The sequence below is a fragment of the Arthrobacter sp. TJ-265 genome, from assembly GCF_058269135.1.
Map to the genome: position 1 here is coordinate 1 of NZ_JBZCND010000007.1, position 24120 is coordinate 24120.

The 24120-nt window shown below is 67.7% G+C and carries 20 protein-coding genes; 9 read left to right on the plus strand and 11 right to left on the minus strand.

Translation table 11 applies throughout. The annotated features are described in order from the left end of the window. The first annotated feature begins 343 nt into the window (after positions 1-343). The 5 genes from AC4D2E_RS16640 to AC4D2E_RS16660 all read left to right on the plus strand — a co-directional run bounded on the left by AC4D2E_RS16640 (position 344) and on the right by AC4D2E_RS16660 (position 3077). Positions 344-877, plus strand: coding sequence for a hypothetical protein (locus tag AC4D2E_RS16640; protein ID WP_490911636.1), 534 nt, complete (start codon positions 344-346; stop codon positions 875-877). Positions 878-956: 79 nt separating this feature from the next. Beyond that, positions 957-1298 (plus strand): hypothetical protein, encoded by a 342-nt coding sequence (locus AC4D2E_RS16645; RefSeq protein ID WP_490911608.1) that lies wholly within the window; start codon positions 957-959, stop codon positions 1296-1298. Between the two features lie 230 nt (positions 1299-1528). Next, positions 1529-1927 carry a hypothetical protein gene (locus AC4D2E_RS16650; RefSeq protein WP_490911607.1) on the plus strand — a complete coding sequence of 133 codons (399 nt, stop codon included), beginning with the start codon at positions 1529-1531 and terminating at the stop codon, positions 1925-1927. Positions 1928-2035: 108 nt separating this feature from the next. Beyond that, positions 2036-2500 (plus strand): hypothetical protein, encoded by a 465-nt coding sequence (locus AC4D2E_RS16655; protein WP_490953325.1) that lies wholly within the window; start codon positions 2036-2038, stop codon positions 2498-2500. A 130-nt stretch (positions 2501-2630) separates the two neighbouring features. After that, the gene (locus AC4D2E_RS16660; RefSeq protein ID WP_490953326.1) at positions 2631-3077 is read left to right on the plus strand and encodes a MarR family winged helix-turn-helix transcriptional regulator; all 447 of its coding nucleotides are present in this window, start codon (positions 2631-2633) and stop codon (positions 3075-3077) included. 628 nt (positions 3078-3705) lie between these two features. Here the strand turns inward: AC4D2E_RS16660 and AC4D2E_RS16665 are convergent. Further along, positions 3706-4632, minus strand: coding sequence for a pyridoxal-phosphate dependent enzyme (locus tag AC4D2E_RS16665; RefSeq protein ID WP_490911604.1), 927 nt, complete (start codon positions 4630-4632; stop codon positions 3706-3708). A gap of 389 nt (positions 4633-5021) precedes the next feature. On the opposite strand from AC4D2E_RS16665, the gene AC4D2E_RS16670 reads away from it, so the two are divergent. Then, complete coding sequence (locus tag AC4D2E_RS16670) at positions 5022-6284, plus strand: MFS transporter (protein ID WP_490953327.1); 1263 nt, start codon at positions 5022-5024, stop codon at positions 6282-6284. Positions 6285-6740: 456 nt separating this feature from the next. On the opposite strand, the gene AC4D2E_RS16675 is transcribed toward AC4D2E_RS16670, so the two are convergent. Beyond that, positions 6741-7637: a LysR family transcriptional regulator gene (locus AC4D2E_RS16675; RefSeq protein ID WP_490953328.1), complete on the minus strand. Its 897-nt coding sequence runs from the start codon at positions 7635-7637 to the stop codon at positions 6741-6743. Between the two features lie 72 nt (positions 7638-7709). Between AC4D2E_RS16675 and AC4D2E_RS16680 the strand changes: the two genes are divergently transcribed. Next, complete coding sequence (locus AC4D2E_RS16680) at positions 7710-8741, plus strand: DMT family transporter (protein WP_490953329.1); 1032 nt, start codon at positions 7710-7712, stop codon at positions 8739-8741. Positions 8742-9221: 480 nt separating this feature from the next. On the opposite strand, the gene AC4D2E_RS16685 is transcribed toward AC4D2E_RS16680, so the two are convergent. From AC4D2E_RS16685 to AC4D2E_RS16700, 4 genes are all read right to left on the minus strand, one after another. Further along, positions 9222-10466 carry a glycerophosphodiester phosphodiesterase family protein gene (locus AC4D2E_RS16685; protein ID WP_490953330.1) on the minus strand — a complete coding sequence of 415 codons (1245 nt, stop codon included), beginning with the start codon at positions 10464-10466 and terminating at the stop codon, positions 9222-9224. A 191-nt stretch (positions 10467-10657) separates the two neighbouring features. Beyond that, positions 10658-12097, minus strand: a complete 1440-nt coding sequence (locus tag AC4D2E_RS16690; RefSeq protein WP_490953331.1) for a phytoene desaturase family protein — start codon at positions 12095-12097, stop codon at positions 10658-10660. Between the two features lie 37 nt (positions 12098-12134). Further along, positions 12135-13232, minus strand: a complete 1098-nt coding sequence (locus AC4D2E_RS16695; RefSeq protein ID WP_490953332.1) for a lipid II:glycine glycyltransferase FemX — start codon at positions 13230-13232, stop codon at positions 12135-12137. Positions 13233-13242: 10 nt separating this feature from the next. Next, a complete protein-coding gene (locus AC4D2E_RS16700) occupies positions 13243-14862 on the minus strand; it encodes a glycosyltransferase family 87 protein (protein WP_490953333.1) in 1620 nt (539 codons plus the stop codon). Between the two features lie 191 nt (positions 14863-15053). On the opposite strand from AC4D2E_RS16700, the gene AC4D2E_RS16705 reads away from it, so the two are divergent. Then, complete coding sequence (locus AC4D2E_RS16705) at positions 15054-16139, plus strand: inositol-3-phosphate synthase (RefSeq protein ID WP_104167568.1); 1086 nt, start codon at positions 15054-15056, stop codon at positions 16137-16139. A gap of 76 nt (positions 16140-16215) precedes the next feature. On the opposite strand, the gene AC4D2E_RS16710 is transcribed toward AC4D2E_RS16705, so the two are convergent. Genes AC4D2E_RS16710 through mshA form a run of 3 tightly spaced genes read right to left on the minus strand, consistent with a single transcriptional unit; the run spans position 16216 to position 19957 of the window. Further along, on the minus strand, positions 16216-17883 hold the full coding sequence (locus tag AC4D2E_RS16710; protein WP_490953334.1) for a formate--tetrahydrofolate ligase: 1668 nt from the start codon (positions 17881-17883) through the stop codon (positions 16216-16218). 25 nt (positions 17884-17908) lie between these two features. After that, a complete protein-coding gene (locus tag AC4D2E_RS16715; RefSeq protein ID WP_490953335.1) occupies positions 17909-18679 on the minus strand; it encodes a phosphatase in 771 nt (256 codons plus the stop codon). Between the two features lie 30 nt (positions 18680-18709). Beyond that, the gene (gene mshA, locus AC4D2E_RS16720; RefSeq protein WP_104167565.1) at positions 18710-19957 is read right to left on the minus strand and encodes a D-inositol-3-phosphate glycosyltransferase; all 1248 of its coding nucleotides are present in this window, start codon (positions 19955-19957) and stop codon (positions 18710-18712) included. A gap of 899 nt (positions 19958-20856) precedes the next feature. Here mshA and AC4D2E_RS16725 point away from each other — a divergent pair. Beyond that, positions 20857-22023, plus strand: coding sequence for a DUF418 domain-containing protein (locus tag AC4D2E_RS16725; RefSeq protein ID WP_490953336.1), 1167 nt, complete (start codon positions 20857-20859; stop codon positions 22021-22023). Here the strand turns inward: AC4D2E_RS16725 and AC4D2E_RS16730 are convergent. Together AC4D2E_RS16730 and AC4D2E_RS16735 are read right to left on the minus strand one after the other, a co-directional pair. Then, complete coding sequence (locus AC4D2E_RS16730) at positions 22020-22670, minus strand: histidine phosphatase family protein (RefSeq protein ID WP_104167562.1); 651 nt, start codon at positions 22668-22670, stop codon at positions 22020-22022. The genes AC4D2E_RS16725 and AC4D2E_RS16730 overlap by 4 nt on opposite strands. Then, entirely contained in the window at positions 22667-24112 is a 1446-nt protein-coding gene (locus tag AC4D2E_RS16735; protein ID WP_490953337.1) for a CCA tRNA nucleotidyltransferase, read from the minus strand. Before AC4D2E_RS16735 ends, AC4D2E_RS16730 begins: the two co-directional genes overlap by 4 nt. Positions 24113-24120: the final 8 nt, after the last annotated feature.

Here is a 24120-nt window from a genome sequence, read left to right on the forward strand (position 1 = left end):
GTGCCCTCTGGGTGACGGTACGCAGGGTTTGGTGGGTTGGACAACCAGCGCAATCCGATCGTGACCGCCCCGCCCCGCAGCCCTACTTCATCCAAGGATCCTCTGGCCCGGCTGATGGTCCGCGGATTCCCGGGCCTTACCCGGCTCGCTGCCAGACTCCGGTCAGACGGTCACAGCCCGATCACAGGGCGGTTGCGTGTTCGCAACGGATGTCTCTGATGGTCCTGGATCGCCCCATTCCGGCTCGTCAGCATGCTTACCGTTGGGTCTGGCGTAGAACACAACCCAACCGCAACGAAGGGCCGGAAGGCGCCGCCGGACCCCCCTATCCTGAGGAGGAGTCATGGGAACAATGACCAAGAGCACCTGGATGAAGAAGGCAGCAGCCCTCGCGATCGCACCGGCCGCGATCCTGTCCGTCGCCGCCTGCAGCGACACCTCCGGATCCGAACAGGGCGCCGACGTCGAAGACGTCGTGGAGTCGGATGAGGAGGACAACGAGCAGGTCGCCGAAGGGGACGACGCCTACATCGGCTCCTACGACCAGTCCTGGTACGACGACAACGAGTCCTACATCGGTGAAGAAGTCACCCTCTCCGCGGACGTGAACGAGGTTATCGACCCCACGGCGTTCACCATTGCCGGCACCGATGACACCACGGTCGAGGAGCTGCTGATCGTGCACCCCGAGGACCTCCCCGAGGTCAGCCCCGAGCTGACGGTCGCGGTCACCGGGACCGTGAAGGAAGGCTTCGACCTCGTCACGGTCGAGGAGGAGCTCGGCGTCGACCTCGATGACGCTCTCTACGAGGACTGGGACGGCGAGCCCTACGTCCACGCCACCGAGATCGACGACTCCGTCGCCTCCGACTCCTAACCCCTGACGCCGCAAAGACCCCTCCACGGGTCCTTGCCCCCATCGACATCATCGTCATCAGTGAAGGGAAGGAACATCCATGGACACCATCGGATCCGTCCGTGAAGGCATGGACGTCTTCACCGCCTTTGGTCACCGAGTCGGCACCATCGCGAGCATAAAGATGGGCGATCCCGACGCCGTCACCGCCGAAGGCCAGCAACCGGACCGGGGCGGCAGCATTCTAGGAGCGATTGCCTCCGCCTTCGACGGCAGCCCCGACCTCCCCGAGGAGCGCCGGGAACGGCTCCTGCGCCTGGGTTACATCGAGATCAACGGTACGGGGCCGGGGAACCACATGTACGAGTCAGCAGAGGCCGTCGACCGAGTCACCGATGAGGGCGTGTTCCTAAACCGCTCCGCTGCGTTGACCCAGACCTGACTCCGGCGCCCTAACCGAACAGCCCCCACCCCCTAATCCCCCCGGAATCTCGTGTGCGAGGAGGACGAGCCATGACGTGTCAGCAGACTCCAGCATCTCCTTGCACACTCCGGTGGCACCAAGCCCACCCGTCAATGTTCACGCCTCGGTCCACGGTCGACTCAGGGGCATGTCCGGCACAGGCCCTCAGGCGGGCAACAACGGTCGGTCTGACCGTCGCCATTGCGGCGGTGACAGTGGTGCTGCTGGGAGGATGCGCGACCGCATCCTCCCAGCCCGGTATCGGCCGCGGCACCCAGATGGAGATGGGCCAGGTGCAGGGCATCGACCTGAAACTAGTGACTGAAGCACCCGACGAACCGGCTCGCATCCTAGGTACCCTGATCAACACAGGAGAAACCCCTGTCGAGGTTATCCTCCGCGACACTGATGACATAGCCACGCTGACCATCGGAGCCGAGGACATGTTCCGGTTCGCTGACCATACGACCATTTTCAGCACCACCGACGCCGACATCGGCGACACCGCACCACTGCTCATCACCGTCCCGGTCACCGCCAGCGAGGAATCCGTTGCGGTGCCAGTGTACGAAGGCAGCATCGGCGGCTACAGCGACCAGACACCTTGAGGTCCCTGAGGCCACTGAAGTCCCTGGTCCTGACGCGAACACTACTCCGCCAGCGAATCAACGCAGTCCCACCCCGATGCATCACGGACTCATAGACGAGGAAGCAGCATGGACGACCACACGATGTGCAGGCTACGTCACTCCCTGGGCCTGCCGACACTTCTGCTGTGCTGGACGCTCACTATCGCTAGCTGCGGGATACCCGAAGCCACCGCTGAAACATCAGCTTCCGATGCCGGTCGCAAGGTAGGCGTCGTCGAACTGCAGAAACTGCTCCTCGTCACGGGGGGTGAGGGCAGGGCAGGCAGAATTCTTGGAACACTCGTCAACGACTCCACTGCGCCCGTCGAGGTAATGATCAGCGACCTCGACGACGCGGTGACAGTCGTCGTACCAGCGCACGCGAACTACCCGTTCACTATTCGAGAAACCATCTTCGACACCGTCGACGCCCAACCAGGCCACACCATCACCATGACCGTCACGACCCCTGCGGTATCAGCGGCTATCGACATCCCCGTTGTCGACGGTACGAAGGACCCCTACACGTCCTACCTGCCGGCCGGAACGTGAAGAACTGACAAAGAAGCGCCCGGACCTGGCATCTTCTCGGCTTCCCGTTCGTTGCACCAAGGCAACGGAAACCGAAAGAGTGGAGCGTATGGACAACCCACACGAACACCACACATACGAGGATGCCGGTATGGACGCCATCCTCAGGGCCTCTCGCGTCTTTATCGCCGTCGTCGCCAAATCCATCGCCGACATAGAAGACCTCGTCACCTACCCCCAATGGCGAATTCTCATCATCATCGCCACACGCGGACCCCAAACACATCGAGCCATCGCGGCGGATCTCGGAGTTCACCCGTCCAACGCGACCCGAGCGGTGGACAAACTTCAAGCAGCTGGGCTGGTTCGGAGGGAGGAAGACCCGCAAGATCGACGCTTCCATCGCCTCCAGCTCACCGATGAGGGCCAAGCCCTCGTCAACCGCGTCATGGCACAGCGCCGACACTCCCTCAACGAAGTGACTAGGCGGATGAACGACGAGGACCGGAACAATCTCGCGACAGCAATGTCCGCGTTCGCCGAAGCCGCCGGAGAGACTCCCGACGAGGCAACGCGTGCTGCCCTCGGCTTGAGCTAAGCCCCGGCCGTGGAGACGGCCGAAGTCAAACTGCCGTCAGGTGGAACGGTGCTACTTCAGGCGACGACCCAGGCCCGAACGCACCATCAGGACGACCAACATCAGCAGCGGTGGAACTGCCTCCTGCACTGGGTCGCGGGCCGGCCTGTCCGGCTCCGTCATTAACGACGACGAACATCCTGCCGCCGGATCGACAGCTAGGCCTGGATTTCCTTCAAGATTTTTCCGACGCCGCCGCCGTGCGTGCCGGAGTCCGCTTTGCGTGCTGAAGTGCACTCCAGCGGCCCCACCTGACGCGTATCCATGGCCATGGAGCAATTGAGCCGTCATACCTGGTCGCGAGGAGCGCCGCCTCGGCGACTTTATCGTGACCCCGAGCGAAGAACGTGCCCAGGCCGACCTCTTCTCCACAGCCGCACCAGCAGGTGCCCGTAGGAATCAGGCGACGATGCTCTGTCATGGCCATCCAATCAAAGTAGGGCTTCCAGAAGCATCGCCGCGCAGGCTCCACATCGTGTCGGCAGTTGTCGTTGCTCGGTACTCGTTGTCGAGCACAGTAAGCCCGGCAATGTGCAGCCGCATGGCGTCCCAGATGGGGATGGAGCTGCGCCCCTCGTTACACGAGGCTTCAAGCGCACTTAGCCGTGCTACCTCCGTCGTGCAGGTCAGGATGACCGAACAGCCCGGGGAGACCACCGGTGTGGAGGAACACCACGCGGCCAGGAGGAGTCACATCGGTCGTTGCCGCTGCGATCAGTCCAGCCATCGCGCGACCGGTATAGGTGGGGTCGAGAACGATCCCCTCGGTGCGAGCCGCTAAGGTCATTGCCTGCCGGACTGCCGTAGTCAGATATTGATAGCCGTCACCGATCTGCGAATCATCGATGCGCAGGCCTTCCGCTGACACTCCCATCTCGGTCACAAGCAAGCTCACCGTGGCATGTGCATCCGCTACCGCCCCGGTGGCCACCCCGAGCACTCGAGATGTACCAAGGGCTGCAGCCAGGCCCGCCATTGTTCCGCCGGATCCTACCGCTACTACGACAACCCCGAGGTCTGGAACTTGGCTCAGTAACTCTTCTCCAGCCCGCTGGTAGGCCACCGCGCTCTCCGCACTGGTGCCGCCGAAGGGAATCAGGAAGGCCCCCCGTAAAAAGGCCTGTTCGGCAGCGACCGTTGCTGTTTCGCGATTCCCGGCGAACACGATCTCGGCTCCAAAGAGCTCGTCGAGCAGAAGGTTTCCTTGCAGGCGGGACGGCGCCTCACCCTCCAGCACGAGAACGCTTCGAAGTCCGCATCGCGCTGCAGCGGCAGCCGTCAAGCGAGCGTGGTTGCTCTGAGGCGCGCCGGTCGTGACGACTGTGCTCACTCCGGCCGCCAATGCAGCACTCATCGTGACCTCGAGCTTTCGGACCTTGTTGCCGCCACCGCCGAGACCGATGAGGTCGTCGCGCTTGATCAGCAGCCGGTGCGCGTCGAGCCCGATTGCCCGCGCGAGCCGAGGTGCGGAATCGATCGGTGTCGGCCGCGAGAAGAACGAGACAGCGGAATTCATCACGCGATCATATCTGAGCGGCTCCCTTGACCCCTGTGTACGAGAAGGCGGGAGGTGACGTCGAACGCGCAGGTGGGGGCGGAAGCGGACAGACTCGCGCCAACTGCCGCAGCTCCGTACGGTAGTGCCTGCCGCCCGAACTCAATTCGTAAGCGGAGCTTCGGACAGGGGACCCGGGACTTCACGCTTCCTAAACCAGGCAACACCAGCACTGATGCAATTGAGCGTGCCCGCTGGCCGGTTGTCGAGCGGCCCCGAGCTAGCTAGAGCTACGCCCCGCTCGAGGACCGATTTACGGACAGGCGACTTCGCCCTACCCGATACGATCCGAAGACAAACGGTGCAACCACCGTTCGCCCGTGCCGCCTTCCCCTTGTCAGGAGAACGTAATGTCCTCGTTCGGTGAGGTGCTCGCTCCGCGCCGGCTGGGCATCAGCTTCAGATGGTTGCTCGCGTCCACCTGGACGAGCAACATCGGTGACGGGATCGCCCTCTCGGCCGCTCCGCTGCTCATCGCGTCGGTGACGTCGTCGCCGCTTCTCGTCGCGTCCGGGGCCATGATGCAGATCCTGCCGTGGCTCCTGTTCGGACTCCTGGCGGGTTCGATCGCCGACCATCATGACCGGCGCCGCCTCGTCATGCTGGCGAACGGGATCCGGGCCGTGATCGTCCTCGGCCTCGTGACCGTTCTCGTGACCGGTCAAGTGAGCATCTGGGTGGTGCTCGTCTCGGCTTTCCTCTACGGAACGGCCGAAGTCTTCGCGGACACGGCCGGCAGCACGCTGCTTCCCATGACGGTGCCATCGGCCGATCTCGGGGTCGGCAACGCCCGCATGCAGGCCGGATACCTCGTGGCCAACCAACTCGTCGGGCCGCCACTGGGCGCTTTCCTCTTCGCTGTCGGCTCGTTCTGGCCGTTCACCGTGCAGATTCTCTGCGTGAGTCTCGCCGTCGTCCTCGTCTCGAGGATGGCGAAAACGCCTCCTCCGCAGCAGGACGTGACTACCCTCGACGACGGCATCAAACCTCGGCCCATCCGAGAGGGTCTTTCCTGGCTGCGTGGCAACGCGCCCATCCGGACGCTGATCCTCATCATCCTGATCTTCAACGTGACGTGGGCGGCCCCCTGGTCCGTCCTCGTGCTCTACGCCACGGAGTACCTGGGCCTCAGCGCCGTTGGCTACGGCCTGCTCGCGACCTCCGCGGCTCTCGGCGGACTCGTGGGAATCAGCTGTTTCGGCTGGCTCGAACGGCGGGTCCGCCTGGCAACCATGATGCGGGTCTGCCTCAGCCTCGAGGTGGTGATGCACCTGGGCTTCGCTCTCACGACGTCGGCGGCGCTTGCCTTCGTCATCATGTTCGGGTTCGGTGTCTACGCCTTCATCTGGGGCACCATCTCGACGACGGTCCGGCAGCGCCTCGTTCCCCTGTCCCTGCAGGGGCGCATTGCTTCCGTCAACATGGTGGGCGTATTCGGTGGGCTCGTGATCGGGCAGCTGCTCGGGGGGCTGATCGCCCAGGTGTGGGGGCTGACCGGGCCGTGGTGGTTCGCCTTCTCGGGCTCCGCCATCACCCTGGCCCTCCTGTGGAAGGCCATCTCGAACATCTCCGCAGCCCCGCCCGCCCTCGAGTCAGAGGCACCGACCGGCTAGGGCCAGGGCTGGGCATCCACCGTGTCGTTGTTGACGAGGACCTCGAAGTGGCCGCTACGGATTAGGTTGTCGCACTCTCACAAGAATCCTGTAACGAGGTCCTGGCGCATCCGACGGAGACCCGTTCCGAACCATCAACGCCAGGGTTCAGGGTCCCGCCGGCTTGCAAGTCACGTTCTTCGAGGAACTCGAAACGCTCGAGCAACGGACAGGCAGAGAGGGCTTTTCTATCGACGACAAGTGCGCACGCTAAAACGATCGTCTTGCGGGACTGAGCGCGCGTCGACGTTCCTCACTGGGCACAGCTCTCGGACACGGCCCGTGAAACACGACGCACCGTTCTCGCCGCTCATCGCGCAACGCGTTCCGTGGACGGTCGTGCCTAAGACTCCTGACAGTCAGGTGTTCTAAACGCGGTGAGCGACCGACTTGCGAAACGTTTCTTTCGCCCGGTATTCAGACCGGGATCACAACTCGTCGGAGAGTTGTGACGACTTGTTGGACTGCGGTCCGGTGGAGGGTTTCCGGTCGGCAGAGGATGTCGACGCGCCTGGCCAGCAGTAGATCGTGGATGGGTTTGAGGACGATGCCGCTGCCGGGTGGTGGGGAGGCGGTGTGGCGGGGCATCAGCGCGACGGCCGGGCCGGCAGTTACGATTGCGGCCGCGATGAAGAACTCGTTGATCCGGTGTGTGACCTTGAGAGGCTGGCCGGCATGAACGGCGATCGCCTGCAAAGCCGGCACGAGCGGGAACCCGTCCTGAACAGACACCCATTCTTCATCGATCAGGTCGGCGACACTGACGCTTGGTGCGTCGGCGAGCCGGTGGCGGTCCGACATGGCGACGTCCAGGGGCTCGCGCATCAGCGGCAGGGTGGTAATCGTGTCGGGCCACGGCGCACTGTGCTCCAGACGGTGCGCGATGACCAGATCGTAGTCAGCCGTCAGGGCCGGGAAGTGCTCCTGTCCCACATCCCGGTCATGGCAGATCAGCCCCGGGCGTCCCTCACCGGATAGGGCTTGAAGCAGGGGGCCGAAGTAGGTCAGGCCGGCACTGTTGAACGCGGCGATCCTCACCGTCGCACAAGGGTCCTGGAGGTAGTGGCTGACCGCCTGCTCGGCGGAGCTCATCGCGACACTGATATCCACTGCAGCTTTGGCCAGGGCCCGACCGGCGCCGGTGAGGACAAGGTTCCGTCCGCGTCGTTCGGTCAGGGGAACGTCGACCCGACGCTGCAACGCCGTGAGTTGCTGCGACACCGCCGACGCAGAGACGTGGAGCGCGCGAGCGACGGCGGCGAGGCTGCCCCGCTCCCCCAACTCCCGAAGCAACCGCAACTGATGAGGATCCATAAGTAGAAACTAAACTAATAGTTCACCAAGTGGCCCCTCGTCTTACCGGTGCGTTGCCATGAGACTCTAGGGGTGCCCTCCCCCATACTGACTCCCCCAGCGCACCTGCGCGGTGAACGACGAAGCCCGTTCGTCTCTTTTGTTGCTGCGCGCAGGGTGGACGCGCTCCTGCTCCTGGTCGCTATCGTGTGGGGCAGCAGCTACCTGGCAGCGAAAACCCTCACCGACACGGTCGGCGTCACCGTCATTCTTTCGCTGCGTTTTCTGATCACCACGCCGGCGCTGGCGGTGATCTGGCTGATCTGGAACCGCCGCCGGCCCGGACGCCGCGAGACCATGGTCGGCGTCATCCTGGGCCTCACCCAGGCGGCGGTACTCATCCTCGAAACACACGGGATCGCCGGGACCAGCGCCACGAACGCCGGACTGATCATCAGCCTCGTCATCATCTTCACCCCCGTCACCGAAAGCATCGCCCTCCGGGTGAGACTGCCGCGCACAGTGTTCGTCGCCGGTGTCATCGCGGTCGTAGGCGTCTGCCTCCTCGTCTCCGGTGACGGCTTCGCCACACCCACCCTTGGGGACATGCTCATGCTCGCCGCAGCGGTCGTCCGCTCCATCCACGTCACCGCGGTCTCCGCCCTTACCCGGGGACGCGGTTACAGTGCGCTGACTCTGACCCTGATCCAAAGCGCGGTCTGCGCTCTCTTCTACACCCTCTCCGATTACCACGGCGTGCTTCAGGCAGTGCGGAGCTTCGATACCGGTGAATGGATCGGCGTGCTCTACCTCGGACTAGCGTGCAGTGTCTTCGCTTTCCTCGTCCAGACCTGGGCCATCCAACAGACATCAGCCTCCAGGGCGAGCCTCCTCATGGGAACCGAACCCATCTGGGCTGTGCTCATCGGAATCACCATCGGCCAGGACACCCTCGCACCCCTTGGCGTCGTCGGGGCCGCCCTCATCATCACCGGCACCTACCTGGGACTCAGAGCCGAAACACGCCACCGAACCCCACCCATGCCCCCGACCCGCGACACATTCAGGAGGCTTCCTGAACTCCAACCACCCGCCAGCAGCCACACTCCAACTGACCCTCGCTGATAGATGTGCCTGCCGACACCCGTCGGCCATACACGCTGCGGAATCCACAGCACTGACTGCGGCCACCCCATTCCCGGACTGCTATCGGGCCCCACCACCGGTCCAAGCAAAGGATTCTTCGCCGGGGCTACTCGTCGAACCGAATGACGTCTCCACCATATGGAGTACCGTCTGGGAGATGCCCGACCCATCTTCGGTTACCCGCGGGTCGCCCGCGTGTATGACCCTGACCGCAGCGACCTGAGTACCTATCCAAGTCTCGTTCATGAAAACCTAGGCGCCGGCGGGACAACCAGCACGGGCGCTGCCGCCGGAGGTCTACACGAATCGATTCCGCTACGAGCGGCACTCGGTGATCTCCTCGCCCGGATCCTACGGGACAATCCCCGACCTGAAAGGATCCCGGACGAGGGCCCCGCGGGGCCCGGTCGGGAGCTGGTTCAACCCCGACCGGGCTCCGCGGGTTCGCCGGTGAAACAGCTAGTTCGCGTAGACGTCCACCAGGCGCAGGTCCGGCGTCCACAGCCCCAGCGAGTCGCCGGTGTTGTTGAGCACGGACGCCGGGATCGCGTTGAAATAGGCCGTCGGCGTGTTCGTGCCGGGGCCGGTGTGGACGCGCAGCTCACCGCCGGGCTGCAGGACATAGCCCTCCCCCACGCGCAGGATGTTGTTCGCGGCGTCCCGGACGAAGTAGCCGCTGACATCGAGTGCGGAACCCGAGACGTTCCGCAGCGTCACGTACTCGCCCGCGTCCGGCAGGACGTCGTCGCCCGCCGGGTTGTTCACGGCCCCGCTGATCTCCAGGGCCGCACCCGGGAACACGGGAAGCCCGCGCAGGTAGCGGCTGTTCTGGATCGGGAAGTCGGTGGTCACGACGTCGACACCGAGGTCCACCACGGCCTGCACGGCTTCCGGCGAGTTCACGGTGTAGACGCCCATCACGAGGCCGGCGTCCTTGACCCGGGCGACGTCGGCGGCGGTGAGGCCGCGGTAGTTCGCGCCGACGGAATCCACGAAGGTGGCCCATTCAGCCAGTACCTCGGACCCCGGGACCACCCCGGTGAGCTGCTGCAGCTCCACCTCCGGTGCCAGCGCGGCGAAGGTGCGGTTGGAGGACTCGTCGAAGCCGAGCACCTGCACCTTGTCCGCGTCGACCAGCTTCTGCCAGGCGGGATCGGTGCTCAGTTCACCGGCCACCAGTGCCTCGATGCCGGGCGAGTTCCGGGGCGACTTGATCTCGATGTACACGCCGGTGTTGCGGGTGGCCACTGTGGCGGCGTCGTCGAGGTGCGGGATCTTCTCGCCGATGAAACGCCCGTCGAAGTACGAACCGACGTCGAGCTGCTGCAGCTCGGCCCACGTGAAGGACGTGATCGGGTCGCCGGCGCGGCCCGGGAAGACGTCCTCCACATTGGTGGTGCGGGCGGGGGTGTCGTCATGGAAGAGGAACGGGACACCGTCGGCACTGAGCTGCACATCGATCTCGATGAAGTCCGCGCCGGAGGCCCGGCCGTCCTTGAAGGCTGCCACGGTGTTCTCGGGTGCCGTACCCGCGGCACCGCGGTGCCCCACGAGGATCGGGCCCACCTGGCGCTTGGCATCGCTCTTGCCCTCGGACGCCTCGGCGACGGCACCGACCGGTACGGCGTGAGCGGGAACAGCGAGGAACGAGAGTCCGACGGCGACGGCGGCAGCCGAGCGGATGGAACGGACGAAACGAGGCATGGGTGGATCCCTTCGGGTGGAGGATGCGCGAGCGATGACCGCTCACATCGAGCCAACCCTCCCCACCCGGCCTGCCCGTCAATGGCGGGTGAACTGCCGGCGACGGGCACCGTTACCTCAGGTAACGGCCCGAGGGGATACGCGGATCCACAGACATCGCGCGGTCCTTATTCCGAGCCGACCCGGCTGCCTCAGAGCCCGAGAGTGGGAACGGCCAGCCCGAACTCACGTTTGAGCGCCAGCTTCGCCGCGTTGAGCCCGGCCATCCCGTGGACCCCGGGGCCGGGCGGCGTGGACTGCGAGCAAAGGTAGACCCCCTTGATCGGCGTGGCCCAGGGCTGCAGGGACGGCACCGGGCGGGCGACGATCTGGCGGAGGTTCACCGCCCCGCTGCTGAAGTCACCGCCCACGTAGTTGGCGTTGTAGACCTCGAGCTCGCTCGCCGTCGTCGTATGGCTCTGCACGACGACGTCACGGAAGCCGGGCGCGAACCGCTCGATCTGCGCGGTCACCGCCTCCGCCATGTCCCGCGTGGAACCCCGAGGCACGTGGCAGTAGGTCCAGAGCGTGTGCCGGCCCTCGGGCGCGCGGGTCGGATCGAACGACGACGGCTGGGAGAGCAGCACGTACGGGCTGTCCGGGTGGTCGCCCCGGTTGACCTGCTTCTCGCCGGCGGCGATCTCCTCCCTCGTCCCGCCCAGGTGCGCGGTCCCGGCGCGGTGCAGCTCGGGATGGGTCCAGGGCACGGGACCGGACAGGATGAAGTCCACCTTGCAGGCGGCATTGCCGTAGGTGAAGGCCTTCAGCGCCGTCTCGTACGCGGCCGGGAGGCGCCCCCGAGACATGGCCCGGAAGGTCGTCGGAGCGACGTCGAGCAGCACCACCCGCGCGTCGGACACCTCCGCGAGGGTCTCGATCCTGCTGTCCGTGACGATCTGTCCACCGTGCTGCCGCACGTCGAGCGCCAGGGCGTCGGCGATGGACTGCGATCCCCCGACCGGGATGGGCCAGCCCACGGTGTGCGCCAGGAGGTTCAGCACCAGGCCTGCGCCGGCACCGGTCAGGGAGGGCAGGGTGCCCACGGGGTGCGCCATGACGCCCGTGACGAGGGCCTTCGCCTCCTCGGTGCTGAAGCGGCGGTTCCACCACGGCAGTCCCTGGTCGAGGACCGCGAGGCCGAAGCGCACGGTGGCCTCCGGGCTCTTCGGGACACGCACCACGTGGTTGAGGGTGAACGCGAGGATGTCCTGTTCGCGGTCGCTGAGCGGCTGCAGGAGCTTCCGGTACGCCTCCCCGTCCGCCCCGAGGCCCTCGACCGTCCTGTCGAGGCTGCGGTAGGCGATGCCGGCCCGTCCGTCGTCGAGCGGGTGGGCGAAGGAGACCTCGGGGACGGCGAAGCCGATGCGGCGGCTCAGCTCGAAGGCCCGGAAGAACGGCGAGGCGAGGGCCATCGGGTGGACGGCCGAACAGAAGTCGTGGAGGTGGTCCTGCTGCATGAGCTCGAGGGACCGGGACCCGCCGCCGATGGTCGGCGCTGCCTCGTGGATCCGCACGGACAGGCCCGCGCGCGCCATGACGACGGCGGCCGCGAGTCCGTTGGGACCGGCGCCGACGACCTCGACATCTACCATGGCTTCCTCTCTCCCGGGCGGGGTCGATCCCCGCCGGTCAGGTCTCCGTGCTCGTCCGGCTGCGCGCGCCGACCCGACCGGCCGCCTCCCGGAGGCGGCCGACCGTCCTGCGTGCTGCCGCCGGCCCGCTCCGCCGCGCGGCCAGCAGGAACGCCACCGCCGTGTACCGGCCCGCATCGAGCGGGACGTCGTACGTCGTGGGCACCACCACCACGTTCTTCGAGAAGTTCCGCTTGAACGTCGTGACGTTGACCAGCGAGGGGTAGTTCTCGCTCTCGATACCGGTCAGTCCGCACGCCGTGTTCCCTGCAGCCCTGAGCGTTTTGAACGCCTCCCACAGGAGCAGGTAGGGGGCGAAGGTGGTGCGTGCCGCCTGCGTGCTGCCGGCGAAGTAGTACACGGCATGGCCGCGGTACTCGGTGGTGATGAGCCAGCTCAGCGGCTGCCCGTCACGATAGGCGACGAGCAGGCGGAGATGGTCACCGAGGACGGTCAGCAGGGTCTCGTAGTAGGACGAGTCGAAGGACTGGAAGCCGTCGCGTTCCGCGGTCTCCCGCATGATCGGGTACAGCTCGCTCGCGAAGACCTGCTTCCATTCCTCCCGCGGAATATGCCTGATCTCGATGCCGTTGCGCTGGGCCCGCCGGATGCTATTGCGGGCGTTCGGCCGGAAGCTCTTCAGGAGGTCCGCCTCGGACGGCGTGAGGTCGACGACGATCTCGCGCTCGTACCAGCCGTGCTCGATCGGGCCGGTGGCGGGGGCCTGCAGGGTGGCGACCTGCAGGCGGACGTAGAGCGGGTGCACCGTCGGATGGTCGCTGAACTGCCGGCGCACCGTCTCCAGCAGCAGGCGTTCCGCCGCAGGCGTCCGCTCCGCGAACCAGACCGGTCCGTTCACCACGACGACGGATTCCCGGAAGCGGCGCACCACGTGCACGTAGCTGGCGGTTGCGACGAGCGTGCCCGCGGCGTCCCGGTAGGCCCAGATGCCCAGCGGCGTGCGCCCGAGGGCCCGCTCGAAGTCCACCCAGTCGGGCGTCTGCTCGAGCGGGATCAGCACCGCAGGGTGCGCGGCGGCGAGGGCGTCGAACGCCTGCCGGTCGAGCGGGCTGTAGGTCAGGAGTGCTGCGTTCACTGGGGGTCTCTCACTGGGGGTCCTGCACTGGTCGAGGATCGGGCACGCTGCGGGCCTGCGGGCTCGCCGGCCCCGGCCCGTCACCGGCGGCCGACAGGGTGACGGTCGGGTCCGCGCGGTCCTGCAAGCCTATCGGAGCGGCACTCACGGGTCCGCCCGCCTGCAGCCCTGCGACCGCCCGGCTCCGGGGCGGGAAGACGCGAGGTCCCAGGGCTCCCAGGGTGAAGCGGTCGCGCGCCCCGTCGAACGGGCCGCCCTGGGGGTCGTCGATGCCGATGCGCCGCACCACGTCGCGGCACGGCGCGAGGATGTCCGCGACGACCACCCCCATGACATATGCCGTAGCAAGCATGTGACCGAGGACCGCCCAGGAGTAGGTGCCGACCCCCAGATTGTTCGCGGCTGGGCCCCCGCTCGTCATACCCCCCAGGTACAGCCAGACCGCCGCCCAGTGGAGGATCTCCACGAGCTGCCACACGAAGACCACCCGCCAGCGGGGAACCGCGAGTGCCATGAGCGGCACGAGCCACAGGGCGTACTGCGGCGAGTACACCTTGTTGCAGAGGACGAACGCGCCGACGATGAGCAGTGCCAGCTGGGCCAGCCGGGGCCGGCGGTCCGCGCGCAACGCGAGGACCGCGATGCCCGCGCAGGCGAGCACGAACAGGACGGCCGCACCCGCGTTGATGGCAGCCGGGGTGAGGGTGGCGACGCCTGCCTGGCCTGCCAGGGCGTTGTAGACGTACCAGCCCGAGGAGAATCCGGCGTCGCGCGTCTCCGAGAAGGTGAGGAAGTAGCCCCAGCCCGCCGGATCACGCAGCAGGAACGGCAGGTTCACCGCGAGCCAGGCCGCGAGCGTGCCCGCCAGGGCTCCGACGAAGGGCCGGTAGCGCCCCGTCCGGATCGCCAGCACCAGCACCGCCCCGAGCATCAGGACCGGGTAGAGCTTCACCGCGGCACCGAGCCCCCAGAGGATCCCCGCCAGGACCGGCCGGTCGCGTGCGAACGCCAGCATGCCCGCGGTCGCGAGCAGCACGGCCCAGAGATCCCAGTTGATGGTGCCCGCCAGGATGATCACCGGTGCCGTGGCCACGACGGCCGCATCCCAGGGACGCCGTCCGGCGAGGCGGAGCGTCGCCAGGACCGTCAGGATCCACACCCCGGCCAGGAGCACGGCGTTGACGTCGAAGTAGAGGCGGGAGGCCACCGCCGCGTCCACCCCTCCCGCGACCACCTCCACCAGCACGGCGGTTCCCGAGGCGAGCAGCCCGAGCAGCACCGGGTACTCGAAGAGTGCGCCGGGTGTGATGAACGGCAGGACGCCCTCCCCGAGACCCCGGCTCTGGTAGAGCTCGGTCCAGTCGGAGTAGCAGGCCCGGTAGAAGTAGTCCGGTGAGGACCACCCCTCGATCCGGCACGGGTTCTTGACGACGACGGCCAGGACGGCCGAGCAGACGGTCAGGAGGATCAGCACCCGCTCCACCGTGAACCATCCCGGTGTGACACGGCCGGGATCGGCGCGGCGCCCGAGCGGGCCCCCGACGCCCTCGACCAGGGGCCGCAGCGCCGGGTCGGAGCGGCTCGGAACACTGATGCGGTAGGGGCCGCGCCTGCCCGTGCCCGAGGTCATTCCCCGAGCCTAACCGCCTCGCGTCCCCGGATGGGCAGCGTTCCCGGGCCCGTGACCGGGGAGGCCGACCCGCGCGAGGAATGAGGCGGCCTCCACCCGCGTTGGAAAGGGAACGTACACTGGCATTCCCTGCCAACCGCGCCCGGGGCGATGACGGCCGGGGCATATTCATCAGGCTTTCGAGGAGAACTGTGGGACAGAACCCCATTCGCGTGGCAATTATTGGAGTCGGCAACTGTGCCGCGTCGCTGGTCCAGGGCGTGCACTACTACCGCGACGCGGATGCGGCGGGCGCCATTCCCGGCCTGATGCACGTCGAGTTCGGCAAGTACCACGTGGGGGACGTGCAGTTCGTGGCGGCATTCGACGTCGACGGCAAGAAGGTCGGCCACGACCTCGCCGAGGCCATCGGTGCGAGCGAGAACAACACGATCAAGATCGCCGACGTGCCGCCGACCGGCGTCATCGTCCAGCGTGGACACACCCTGGACGGCCTCGGCAAGTACTACCGGGAGACGATCGTCGAATCGGACGAGGAGCCCGTCGACATCGTGGCGCAGCTCAAGGCCTCCAAGGCCGACGTCCTGGTCTGCTACCTGCCCGTCGGCTCGGAGCACGCCGCGAAGTACTACGCGCAGTGCGCCATCGACGCCGGCGTCGCGTTCGTCAACGCCCTCCCCGTCTTCATCGCGGGCACCAAGGAGTGGGCGGACAAGTTCACCGAGGCCGGTGTCCCGATCATCGGTGACGACATCAAGAGCCAGATCGGCGCCACGATCACCCACCGTGTCATGGCGAAGCTGTTCGAGGACCGCGGCGTCACGCTCGATCGCACCTACCAGCTGAACGTCGGCGGCAACATGGACTTCAAGAACATGCTCGAGCGCGACCGCCTCGAGTCGAAGAAGATCTCCAAGACCCAGGCCGTCACCTCCAACGTCAAGGCCGAACTGCGGGCCGATGACGTCCACATCGGCCCCTCGGACTACGTCGCCTGGCTCGACGACCGCAAGTGGGCCTTCGTCCGCCTCGAGGGCCGCAATTTCGGTGACGCCCCCGTGTCACTCGAGTACAAGCTCGAGGTCTGGGACTCGCCGAACTCGGCCGGCGTCATCATCGACGCCATCCGGGCGGCGAAGATCGCCCTGGACCGGGGTATCGGCGGACCGATCCTCTCGGCCTCGAGCTACTTCATGAAGTCGCCGCCGGAGCAGTACGCCGACGACATCGCCCACGAGAAGGTCGAGGCCTTCATCCGCGGCGACATCGAGCGCTAGGCAGCATCACAGGAGGCCGGGACGGATCGCCGTCCCGGCCTCCTGTGTGTCCCGACCGGTCCGGGCAGGGCGGGTACTAGAACAGTCCGACGGCGTTGCCGTCGGCATCCACGTCCATGCGGAGCGCGGCCGGCTCCTGCGGCAGTCCGGGCATCGTCATCACGGAACCCGTGAGCGCGACGACGAACCCGGCGCCGGTCTTCGGGATGAGGTCCCGGACGTGGACGGTGAAGCCCTTGGGTGCGCCGAGCAGGCTCGGGTCGTCCGAGAACGAGTACTGGGTCTTCGCCATGCACACGGGCAGTCCCGACCACCCGTTCGCCTCGATCTCCTTCAGGCGACGCAGGGCCGGGACCGAGAAGTCGACGCCGTCCGCTCCGTACATCTCCTGCACGATGATGCGGATCTTCTCCTCCACGGGGAGGTCGAGCGGGTAGAGGTGGGAGAAGGCGACGGGCCGCTCGAGGGCCGCGAGGACCTCGGCCGCGAGTTCGTCCCCGCCCGGGCCACCCCCGCCCTGGCCCCACACGTCGGCGACGGCGGCGGCGATCCCCTCGCCGGCGCACCAGGAGAGCAGCCAGTCGAGCTCCTCCTGCGTGTCGGTACCGAACCTGTTGATGGCGACGACGGGCGAGATCCCGAACTTCTCGATGTTCCGCACGTGGCGGAGGAGGTTCGCCGTCCCGCCCCGGAGCGCCTCGGCGTCGGGCCGCGCGAGGTCGGCCTTGGCGACCCCGCCGTGCATCTTCAGGGCACGGACGGTCGCGACGATCACGACGGCGTCGGGTGCCAGATCCGCGACCCTCGCCTTGATGTCCATGAACTTCTCGGCCCCGAGGTCCGCGCCGAAGCCGGCCTCCGTGACGACGATGTCCGCGAGGCGGCGGGCCGTCCGGGTGGCGATGACGGAGTTGCAGCCGTGGGCGATGTTCGCGAACGGACCACCGTGCACGAGGGCCGGTGTGCCGGCGATGGTCTGCACGAGGTTCGGCTTGAGGGCGTCCCTGAGCAGCAAGGCCAACGCCCCCTCCACCCCCAGGTCCCGGACGGTCAGCGGCCGGCGGTCGTAGGTGTAGCCGAAGGTGATGTCCGCCAGGCGTTCCTTCAAATCCGCGGGATCGGTGGCCAGGCAGAAGACGGCCATGATCTCGGAGGCCACGGTGATGTCGAAGCCGTCCTGGCGGGGGGTTCCCTGCATGGGCCCCCCGAGGCCGATGACCACCTCGCGCAGGGCGCGGTCGTTGACGTCCAGGACCCGCTTGAACGTGATGCGCCGCGGATCGATACCGAGCTCGTTGCCCTGGTGGATGTGGTTGTCGATGAGTGCGGCCAGCGCGTTGTTCGCGGAGGTGATGGCATGGAAGTCGCCGGTGAAGTGCAGGTTGATCTCGTCCATGGGCAGCACCTGCGAGTAGCCGCCACCGGTCGCGCCGCCCTTCATCCCCAGCACGGGCCCGAGGGAGGGCTCACGCAGGGCGATCATCACGCGCTGCCCTGCCCGGGCGAGGGAGTCCGCGAGCCCCACCGTGCAGGTGGACTTCCCCTCGCCCGCGGGGGTCGGGCTCATGGCGCTGACCAGGACCACCTTGCCGGGGGTGCGGCCGTCGTCGGGCAGCAGCCGCGGGTCGATCTTCGCCTTGTACCGGCCGTGGAACTCGAGGGCCTCCCGCGGGATCCCTGCCGCGTCGGAGATGTCCTCGATGGGCCTGACCGCGGCGGCGCGGGCAATCTCAAGATCGCTCATGCAGCCAACCTACCAGCGCCCCGGATCAGGCCCGCGGGAGCCCTGCCCGCCCGAGGACGTAGTCGATGAGGGGTTCGTACAGTCCCGGGGTCACGTTGTCGTCGAGCGGGACGGCGACGTCGAGCTGGCCCTGCGCCTCCGAGACGAACAGCCCGGGGTCGTTGCAGTCCGCGAAGCCGACGGTCGGCAGCCCGGCATTCGCCGCATGGCCTGCCCACCCGTGGTCGGCCACGACGAGGTCCGGCAGGTCGTGTCCGGCGCGGGTGAGGGTCTCGAGGCTCAGGCGCATGGGCTCCGGGAAGTGCGTGTGCATGAGTCCACCGTGCTGATGCCATACGAGCACCCCGAAGACCTGGCGGATGTCCCCGGCACCGAAATGGCGCCCCTCGGGGACCCGCACCACGGTGGCACCCGCGGCGGTCACCGCCTGCGCGAAGGCCGCATGGACGGGGAGCAGGCCCGCCGGGTGGCCCGTCGCGAAGAGGATCCGCTCCTTCCGGCGGGCGGACGCCCCCAGCCGGTCGGCGAACCGGTCGAGGGCCGCGATGCACTTCACGGCGTCGATGGTGTCCTGGCCCTCGGTGTGGTTCCGGTCGGGGCTCGTCCCCACGCGTTCGTGCATGAGGTCGAAGACGTCGTCGTAGGTCCACTCCCTGGTGTGTTCCACCCCGAACTCGAGGTGTTCGTTGCGCTCGAGGAAGAGCCGCATGTGCTTCAGGTTGTCCTGCCGCGACGTGGCCACGAGCCCGGTGATGCGGACGGAATCGAGGTAGGTGGCGAGCTCGGTGGGATTCACGCTTCCATCCTAGGGTGCGCGCACGGGGCGTCAGCGGGCGGGCGCCGTGGAGAAACGCTCGACGGCGGTGCGGTAGCTCTGGGCCGTCAGCAGGGCCGTGCGCTGCCAGCCGAATGCCAGCGCATGGGTGGCGGCCCCGCGGCCCAGCGTCTCCTTCAGGCGCGCGTCGTCATGCAGCCGTTCGAGCGCGTCCGCCCAGGCGGTCGCGGAGTGACCGTCCACGAGGAGGCCGCTGCGCCCGTCGCTGACGGCCTGCGGCAGCCCGCCGACGTTGGCGACGATCACAGGGGTACCGCACGCCTGTGCTTCCAGCGCCACGAGGCCGAAGGATTCACTGAAGGACGGCATCACCACCGCATCCGCGGACCGGAACCACTGGGCCAGGTGGGAGGCCGTGACAGGCGGGTAGAGGCGCACGTCCCGGGTGAGGCCGGCGTCGTCGATGAGGGGCTGAAGGGCCAGCGCCTCGGAGCCGCTTCCCGCGCCGAGGATGCTGACGGCGAGCGGGATGTCCGGCCGCCGGCGCCGGAGGTCCGCGGCCGCGGCCACGAGGACCTGCGGACCTTTCAGCTTCTGGATCCTCCCGGCGAACACCACGTGGAACTGCTCCGGAGGGAAGGCCAGCGCAGCCCGGGCAGCGGCGTGATCACCCGGGTTGAACGTCGACAGGTCCACGCCGGGAGCCACCACGTCGACGCGGTCCGGCTCGGCGCCGTAGAGCGAGATGAGCTCGGACGCCTCGGTGCTCGTGTTCGCGATCAGACGCGCCGCCCCCTCGACGACGGCCTCCTCGCCGGCGATCCGCTCGGCCGGTTCCGGAGCACTGAGGGCCTTCATGCGCAGGTTCTTGACCTTCGCCATCGTGTGCATGGAGTGGACCAGGGGCAGGTTCATCTCCCGGCTGAGCGTGAGACCCACCATTCCGGAGACCCAGTAGTGGGAATGCAGGACGTCGAAGTGGCCGTCCGCGAGGAGGTCGGCCACGTCCGTGATCGCGTCGGCGAAGGTGTCCGTCAACCCCGGCAGGTCTTCCTTCGGGATGCGGTGGCGGGGTCCCGCATCGAGGTGGTGGACCACGACGCCGTCGGCGAGCACCTCACGCCGCGGGCGTCCCTCGCCGGCCTCGCGCGTGAAGATCTCGACGTCGATCCCGACGCCGGCGAGCTCGAGGGCGGTGCTCCTGACATAGACGTTCATGCCGCCGGCGTCACCCGTACCGGGCTGCTCGAGGGGGGAGGTGTGCAGGGAGAGCATGGCCACGCGCCTGACGCCGGACACACCATCTCCCTTCCGACCGGAGCGGGAAGGCCGGTCGCGTAACCTCACGACCCTATAACGCCTCGTTCACGCCCCTCATTCCGTGAAGCAGCGCACTCCTGCCCGTCGGTGACCGTCGACCGCACCCGGGATCGCTGATCTGATCGCCGGCTGCGGTCGACGCCGCGGGGCCGGCCCGCAGGTCACTTGATGAACGTGGTGTGCTGGGGCAGCGTCAACCGCTGCGATGCCTCCCACGGGTCACGGGGCCGGCTCACCCAGTTCCGTCCCCACAGGGACAGGCTGTTCCTCCATCTCCTCAGCATGCGTTGCACCTCCTTCCTGCGGTGGAAACCGGGCATCGGGTGTGCTGGGACACCCGGGAGGTCCACCCCCGGCCGGGCGTCCGGGAGCGGAGTCAGCGATCCGCCCATGATGAATTCGCCGGAGGCAGGGAATGGTGCGGAGGGATTGTCGGTGAATTGGGCAGGAATGGGCCTGGAATCGGGCATGACGGACTTTCGGCAGGACGGAATTCGGCAGGGGCGAGCCACGAATGGCATTGCCGGGAAAGGAGAGGTGGGGAAGCCGCGCAGGGGCACGGGGGACGGTGCTGGATCGGCCGGCTACCGCCGGTGCGCCGACTTCCTAGTGGAGACGGAGGACGAAGGCGGGATCGGTCGGGCGGGCAAAGGCTCCGCCGAGCATGGTATTCACGATCTCCACCTCCAATACGTCGAGTGACCTGCGGTCATGCGGCCACGGCTTCCCTCGCGGTTCGGGTCGGGAACTGTTCGAGTTGGAACGGTCCGAGTTGGGAAGACCCAATGGCACGTGAATAAAGCTACCGTATGGAATATGCACAGGCATAGCCCTTCTGGTGAATTCATCGGGATAATTTCGGGGAGAGGTGGGATCGGGTGCCGGGACCGGTGGGTGGGAACTCGCGCATCGCGCAGGTCGACGCCCTGAGGGGTTTCGCCCTCTTCGGGATCCTCATGGTCAATGTGTGGTTCTTCGCCGACTCGTCCCATCTGGCGGGAGGCCAGGTTCCGTCCAGCGCATCACGGACGGATCTCGGGATCCGCTTCGCCGTGGTGATGTTCTTCGAGGGCAAGTTCTACCTGCTGTTCTCGCTGCTGTTCGGCTACGGGTCCGTCGTGCTCGCCGCGGCAGCCGGCAGGGACGGGGCGCGCATCATGGCACGGCGCCTGATCTTCCTCGGAGTCGTCGGCATCGTTCACGGGCTGACCCTGTTCTACGGCGACATCCTCCTGACCTATGCGGTCGCAGGCGCGGTCCTGCTCGCCGCCGGGTCCATGGCGCCGCGTGCACGCCTCGCCCTCGCGATCGGTATCACGCTGGGGATGGCCCTGCTCCTCGTCGCCGCGGCGCTCCTGCTCCTCGGTGGCGCGGCAGGTACCGAGGTCTCCGCCGCGCAGACCACGCCGACGGCGTCCCCTGCCGCCGCACTCGCCGCCAACGCGGCGACCTACGGCGTCGTCCTTCCGTCCGTCGTGTCCTTCCAGGGGCCACTCGCCCTCGCGGCCTTCCTCGCGGGTTCCGCACTGGCGATGCTGGGGGTTCTCCGACCGGCGGTGCCGCCACGCGCCGTGCTGTGGCGCGTCGTCGTCCTGACCCTCCCCCTCGGTCTGGCCGGCTCGGGGTACTCGGCCTACCTCGACGTGTGGGGTGGGGACAGTGCGGTGCCGCTCCTGGCCACCGGGATCTCGGTCGTGGTGTCTCCGCTCGTGACCGTGGGCTATGCCGCGTCCCTCCTGCTGGTGCTGGAATCGCGCGCCGGACGCGTCGTCACGGCAGTGCTCGCTCCGACCGGTCGCCTGTCACTGAGCAACTACCTCGCCCAGTCCGCCGTGCTGTGCCTCGTCTTCACCGGCTACGGGTTCGGTCTGATGGACCGCCTCCCGCCCACCCTCGTGGTCGTGGTCGTCGTCGTGCTCTTCGCGGGACAGGCCGCCGCCAGTCACCTCATCCTCGCGAGGTACCGGACCGGTCCGCTCGAGTGGGCCCTCCGGCGCTTCGTCCGCAGGTCAGCGCAGCCGGCGTCGGGGTCCGACGGCGCCTAGAGGTTCCAGTGCACGATGGCAGGCGTGTGCTTGTCCCAGCCCAGCGCGCAGACCGCGGCGGTGCCGAGGACGAAGCGCCGTCCCTCGATGCCGCCGAACTGGAGCCAGCGGGCCGCGACGATCCGCAGGAAGTGGCCGTGGGCGACGAGCAGCGCATTCTGCACGGGCGTCGCCCCGGGGTCGTTGTCGGCGGCAGTACCGCACCCCGCCTGGACACGGGCGATGACGCGGTCCGCCCGCTCAGCCACCTGGTCCAGCGTCTCCCCGTGCGGCGCGCCGTCGTTCCAGATGAGGTAGTCGGGGTTCTCTGCACGGACCCTGGCACTGTTGAGCCCCTCGTTGTCGCCGTAGTCCCACTCGTGGGCGTAGGGCAGCACCTCGGCGTCGGGGAAACCCGCGAGTTCGGCCGTGCGGACGGCGCGCTGCAGGGGGGAGGTCACCACGAGGTCGAACTCGACGCCCTGGAGGTGCTCGCGCGCGGCGAGCGCCTGCTCCTCCCCGTAGCCGGTCAGGGGGAGATCCGTCAGACCCGTGTAGCGGCCGTCCCTCGACCACTCCGTCTCGCCGTGCCGGAGCAGCCAGAGGCGGGGCAGGGGTGTCCCGGACGGGGTGAGGTCCGGTGCTGCGGCGCCTGACAACGGCTTCATGGGGTGCTCTCCTGAGATTCGGGTTGCTCGCTCCACCACTGCCGGAGCTTGGTCTGTGCGTCGACGGGGTCCTGCGGCCCGTGTTCCATCCGCTCCTCGAGGAGGAACCGGTAGGCGCGGCCCACCACGGGGCCGGGGCGGACGCCGAGCAGCGCCATGATCTGCTCGCCGTCGAGGTCGGGGCGGATCGAGGCCAGCTCCTCCTGGTCGGCGAGCGCGGCGATCCTCGCCTCGAGATCGTCGTAGGCGAACGCCAGCCGTTCGGCCTTGCGCCGGTTCCGGGTGGTGACGTCGGAACGCGTGAGGCGGTGGAGCCGCTCGAGGAGGGGTCCGGCGTCGCTCACGTAGCGTCGGACGGCCGAATCGCTCCAGCCGGCCTCCCCGTAGCCGTAGAACCGCATGTGCAGTTCCACCAGGCGCGCGACGGCCTTGATGGTGTCGTTGTCGAACCTCAGCGCCCGCAGCCTCTTCGCCGCGAGCTTCGCGCCGACGGCGTCGTGGTGCCGGAAGCTGACGGCGCCTCCGGGCTCGAACTTCCGGGTCGCGGGCTTGCCGATGTCGTGCAGGAGGGCGGCGAGCCGCAGGACGACGTCGGGCCCCGGGACCGGACCGTCGCCGCCCGACTCGAGGGAGCACGCCTGGCGCAGGACGGTGAGGGAATGCTGGTAGACGTCCTTATGACGGTGGTGCTCGTCCGTCTCCAGCCGCAGGGCGGACACCTCCGGCATCACGTGCTCCGCGAGCCCGGTCTCCACCATCAGGTCGATCCCGGCGTCGGGCGCCGCGCCCTGGATGAGCTTGACCAGTTCGTCCCGCACGCGCTCGGCCGAGATGATGGAGATCCGCTCGGACATGTGCGTCATCGCCTCCGTCACCTCCGGGGCGAGAGCCACACCCAGCTGGGAGACGAAGCGGGCGGCACGCATCATGCGCAGCGGGTCGTCGGAGAACGACGACGACGGCGTGCCGGGAGTGCGGAGGACGCCCGCGTGCAGGTCCCTGACACCGCCGAACGGGTCGACCAGTTCGAGGGACGGCAACCGGAGCGCCATCGCGTTGATCGTGAAGTCGCGGCGCTCGAGGTCGTCCTCGAGGTTCGCGCCGAAGGCGACCGTCGGGTTCCTGGACGACGGGTCGTAGGCCTCCGCGCGGTACGTCGTGATCTCGATCTGGTAGCCGTCCTTGCGGAGGCCGATCGTGCCGAAGGCCCGGCCGATCTCCCAGTAGGCGTCCGCCCAGCGCCGGACGACCGCGAGTGTCTGGTCGGGGTCGGCGTCCGTGGTGAAGTCCAGATCGGGCGACACCCTGCCGAGGAAGAGATCGCGCACCGGCCCCCCGACGAGCGAGAGCTCATGGCCCGCGGCGTCGAAGAGTTCGCCGACCTCGAGGACAACGGGAGGAAGGGGTGCGGTGAGGGTGGAAGTGTCCAGCAGGTGCGCCATAGTCCCTT

What these genes read in the sequence shown, in the direction of transcription:
- AC4D2E_RS16660 (WP_490953326.1), top strand. Translation starts at nt 2,631, where the DNA reads ATGGACGCCATCCTCAGGGCCTCTCGCGTCTTTATCGCCGTCGTCGCC.
- AC4D2E_RS16640 (WP_490911636.1), top strand. Translation starts at nt 344, where the DNA reads ATGGGAACAATGACCAAGAGCACCTGGATGAAGAAGGCAGCAGCCCTC.
- AC4D2E_RS16730 (WP_104167562.1), bottom strand. Translation starts at nt 22,670, where the DNA reads ATGAAGCCGTTGTCAGGCGCCGCAGCACCGGACCTCACCCCGTCCGGG.
- AC4D2E_RS16685 (WP_490953330.1), bottom strand. Translation starts at nt 10,466, where the DNA reads ATGCCTCGTTTCGTCCGTTCCATCCGCTCGGCTGCCGCCGTCGCCGTC.
- AC4D2E_RS16690 (WP_490953331.1), bottom strand. Translation starts at nt 12,097, where the DNA reads ATGGTAGATGTCGAGGTCGTCGGCGCCGGTCCCAACGGACTCGCGGCC.
- AC4D2E_RS16645 (WP_490911608.1), top strand. Translation starts at nt 957, where the DNA reads ATGGACACCATCGGATCCGTCCGTGAAGGCATGGACGTCTTCACCGCC.
- AC4D2E_RS16655 (WP_490953325.1), top strand. Translation starts at nt 2,036, where the DNA reads ATGGACGACCACACGATGTGCAGGCTACGTCACTCCCTGGGCCTGCCG.
- AC4D2E_RS16665 (WP_490911604.1), bottom strand. Translation starts at nt 4,632, where the DNA reads ATGAATTCCGCTGTCTCGTTCTTCTCGCGGCCGACACCGATCGATTCC.
- AC4D2E_RS16700 (WP_490953333.1), bottom strand. Translation starts at nt 14,862, where the DNA reads ATGACCTCGGGCACGGGCAGGCGCGGCCCCTACCGCATCAGTGTTCCG.
- AC4D2E_RS16710 (WP_490953334.1), bottom strand. Translation starts at nt 17,883, where the DNA reads ATGAGCGATCTTGAGATTGCCCGCGCCGCCGCGGTCAGGCCCATCGAG.
- AC4D2E_RS16675 (WP_490953328.1), bottom strand. Translation starts at nt 7,637, where the DNA reads ATGGATCCTCATCAGTTGCGGTTGCTTCGGGAGTTGGGGGAGCGGGGC.
- AC4D2E_RS16735 (WP_490953337.1), bottom strand. Translation starts at nt 24,112, where the DNA reads ATGGCGCACCTGCTGGACACTTCCACCCTCACCGCACCCCTTCCTCCC.
- AC4D2E_RS16670 (WP_490953327.1), top strand. Translation starts at nt 5,022, where the DNA reads ATGTCCTCGTTCGGTGAGGTGCTCGCTCCGCGCCGGCTGGGCATCAGC.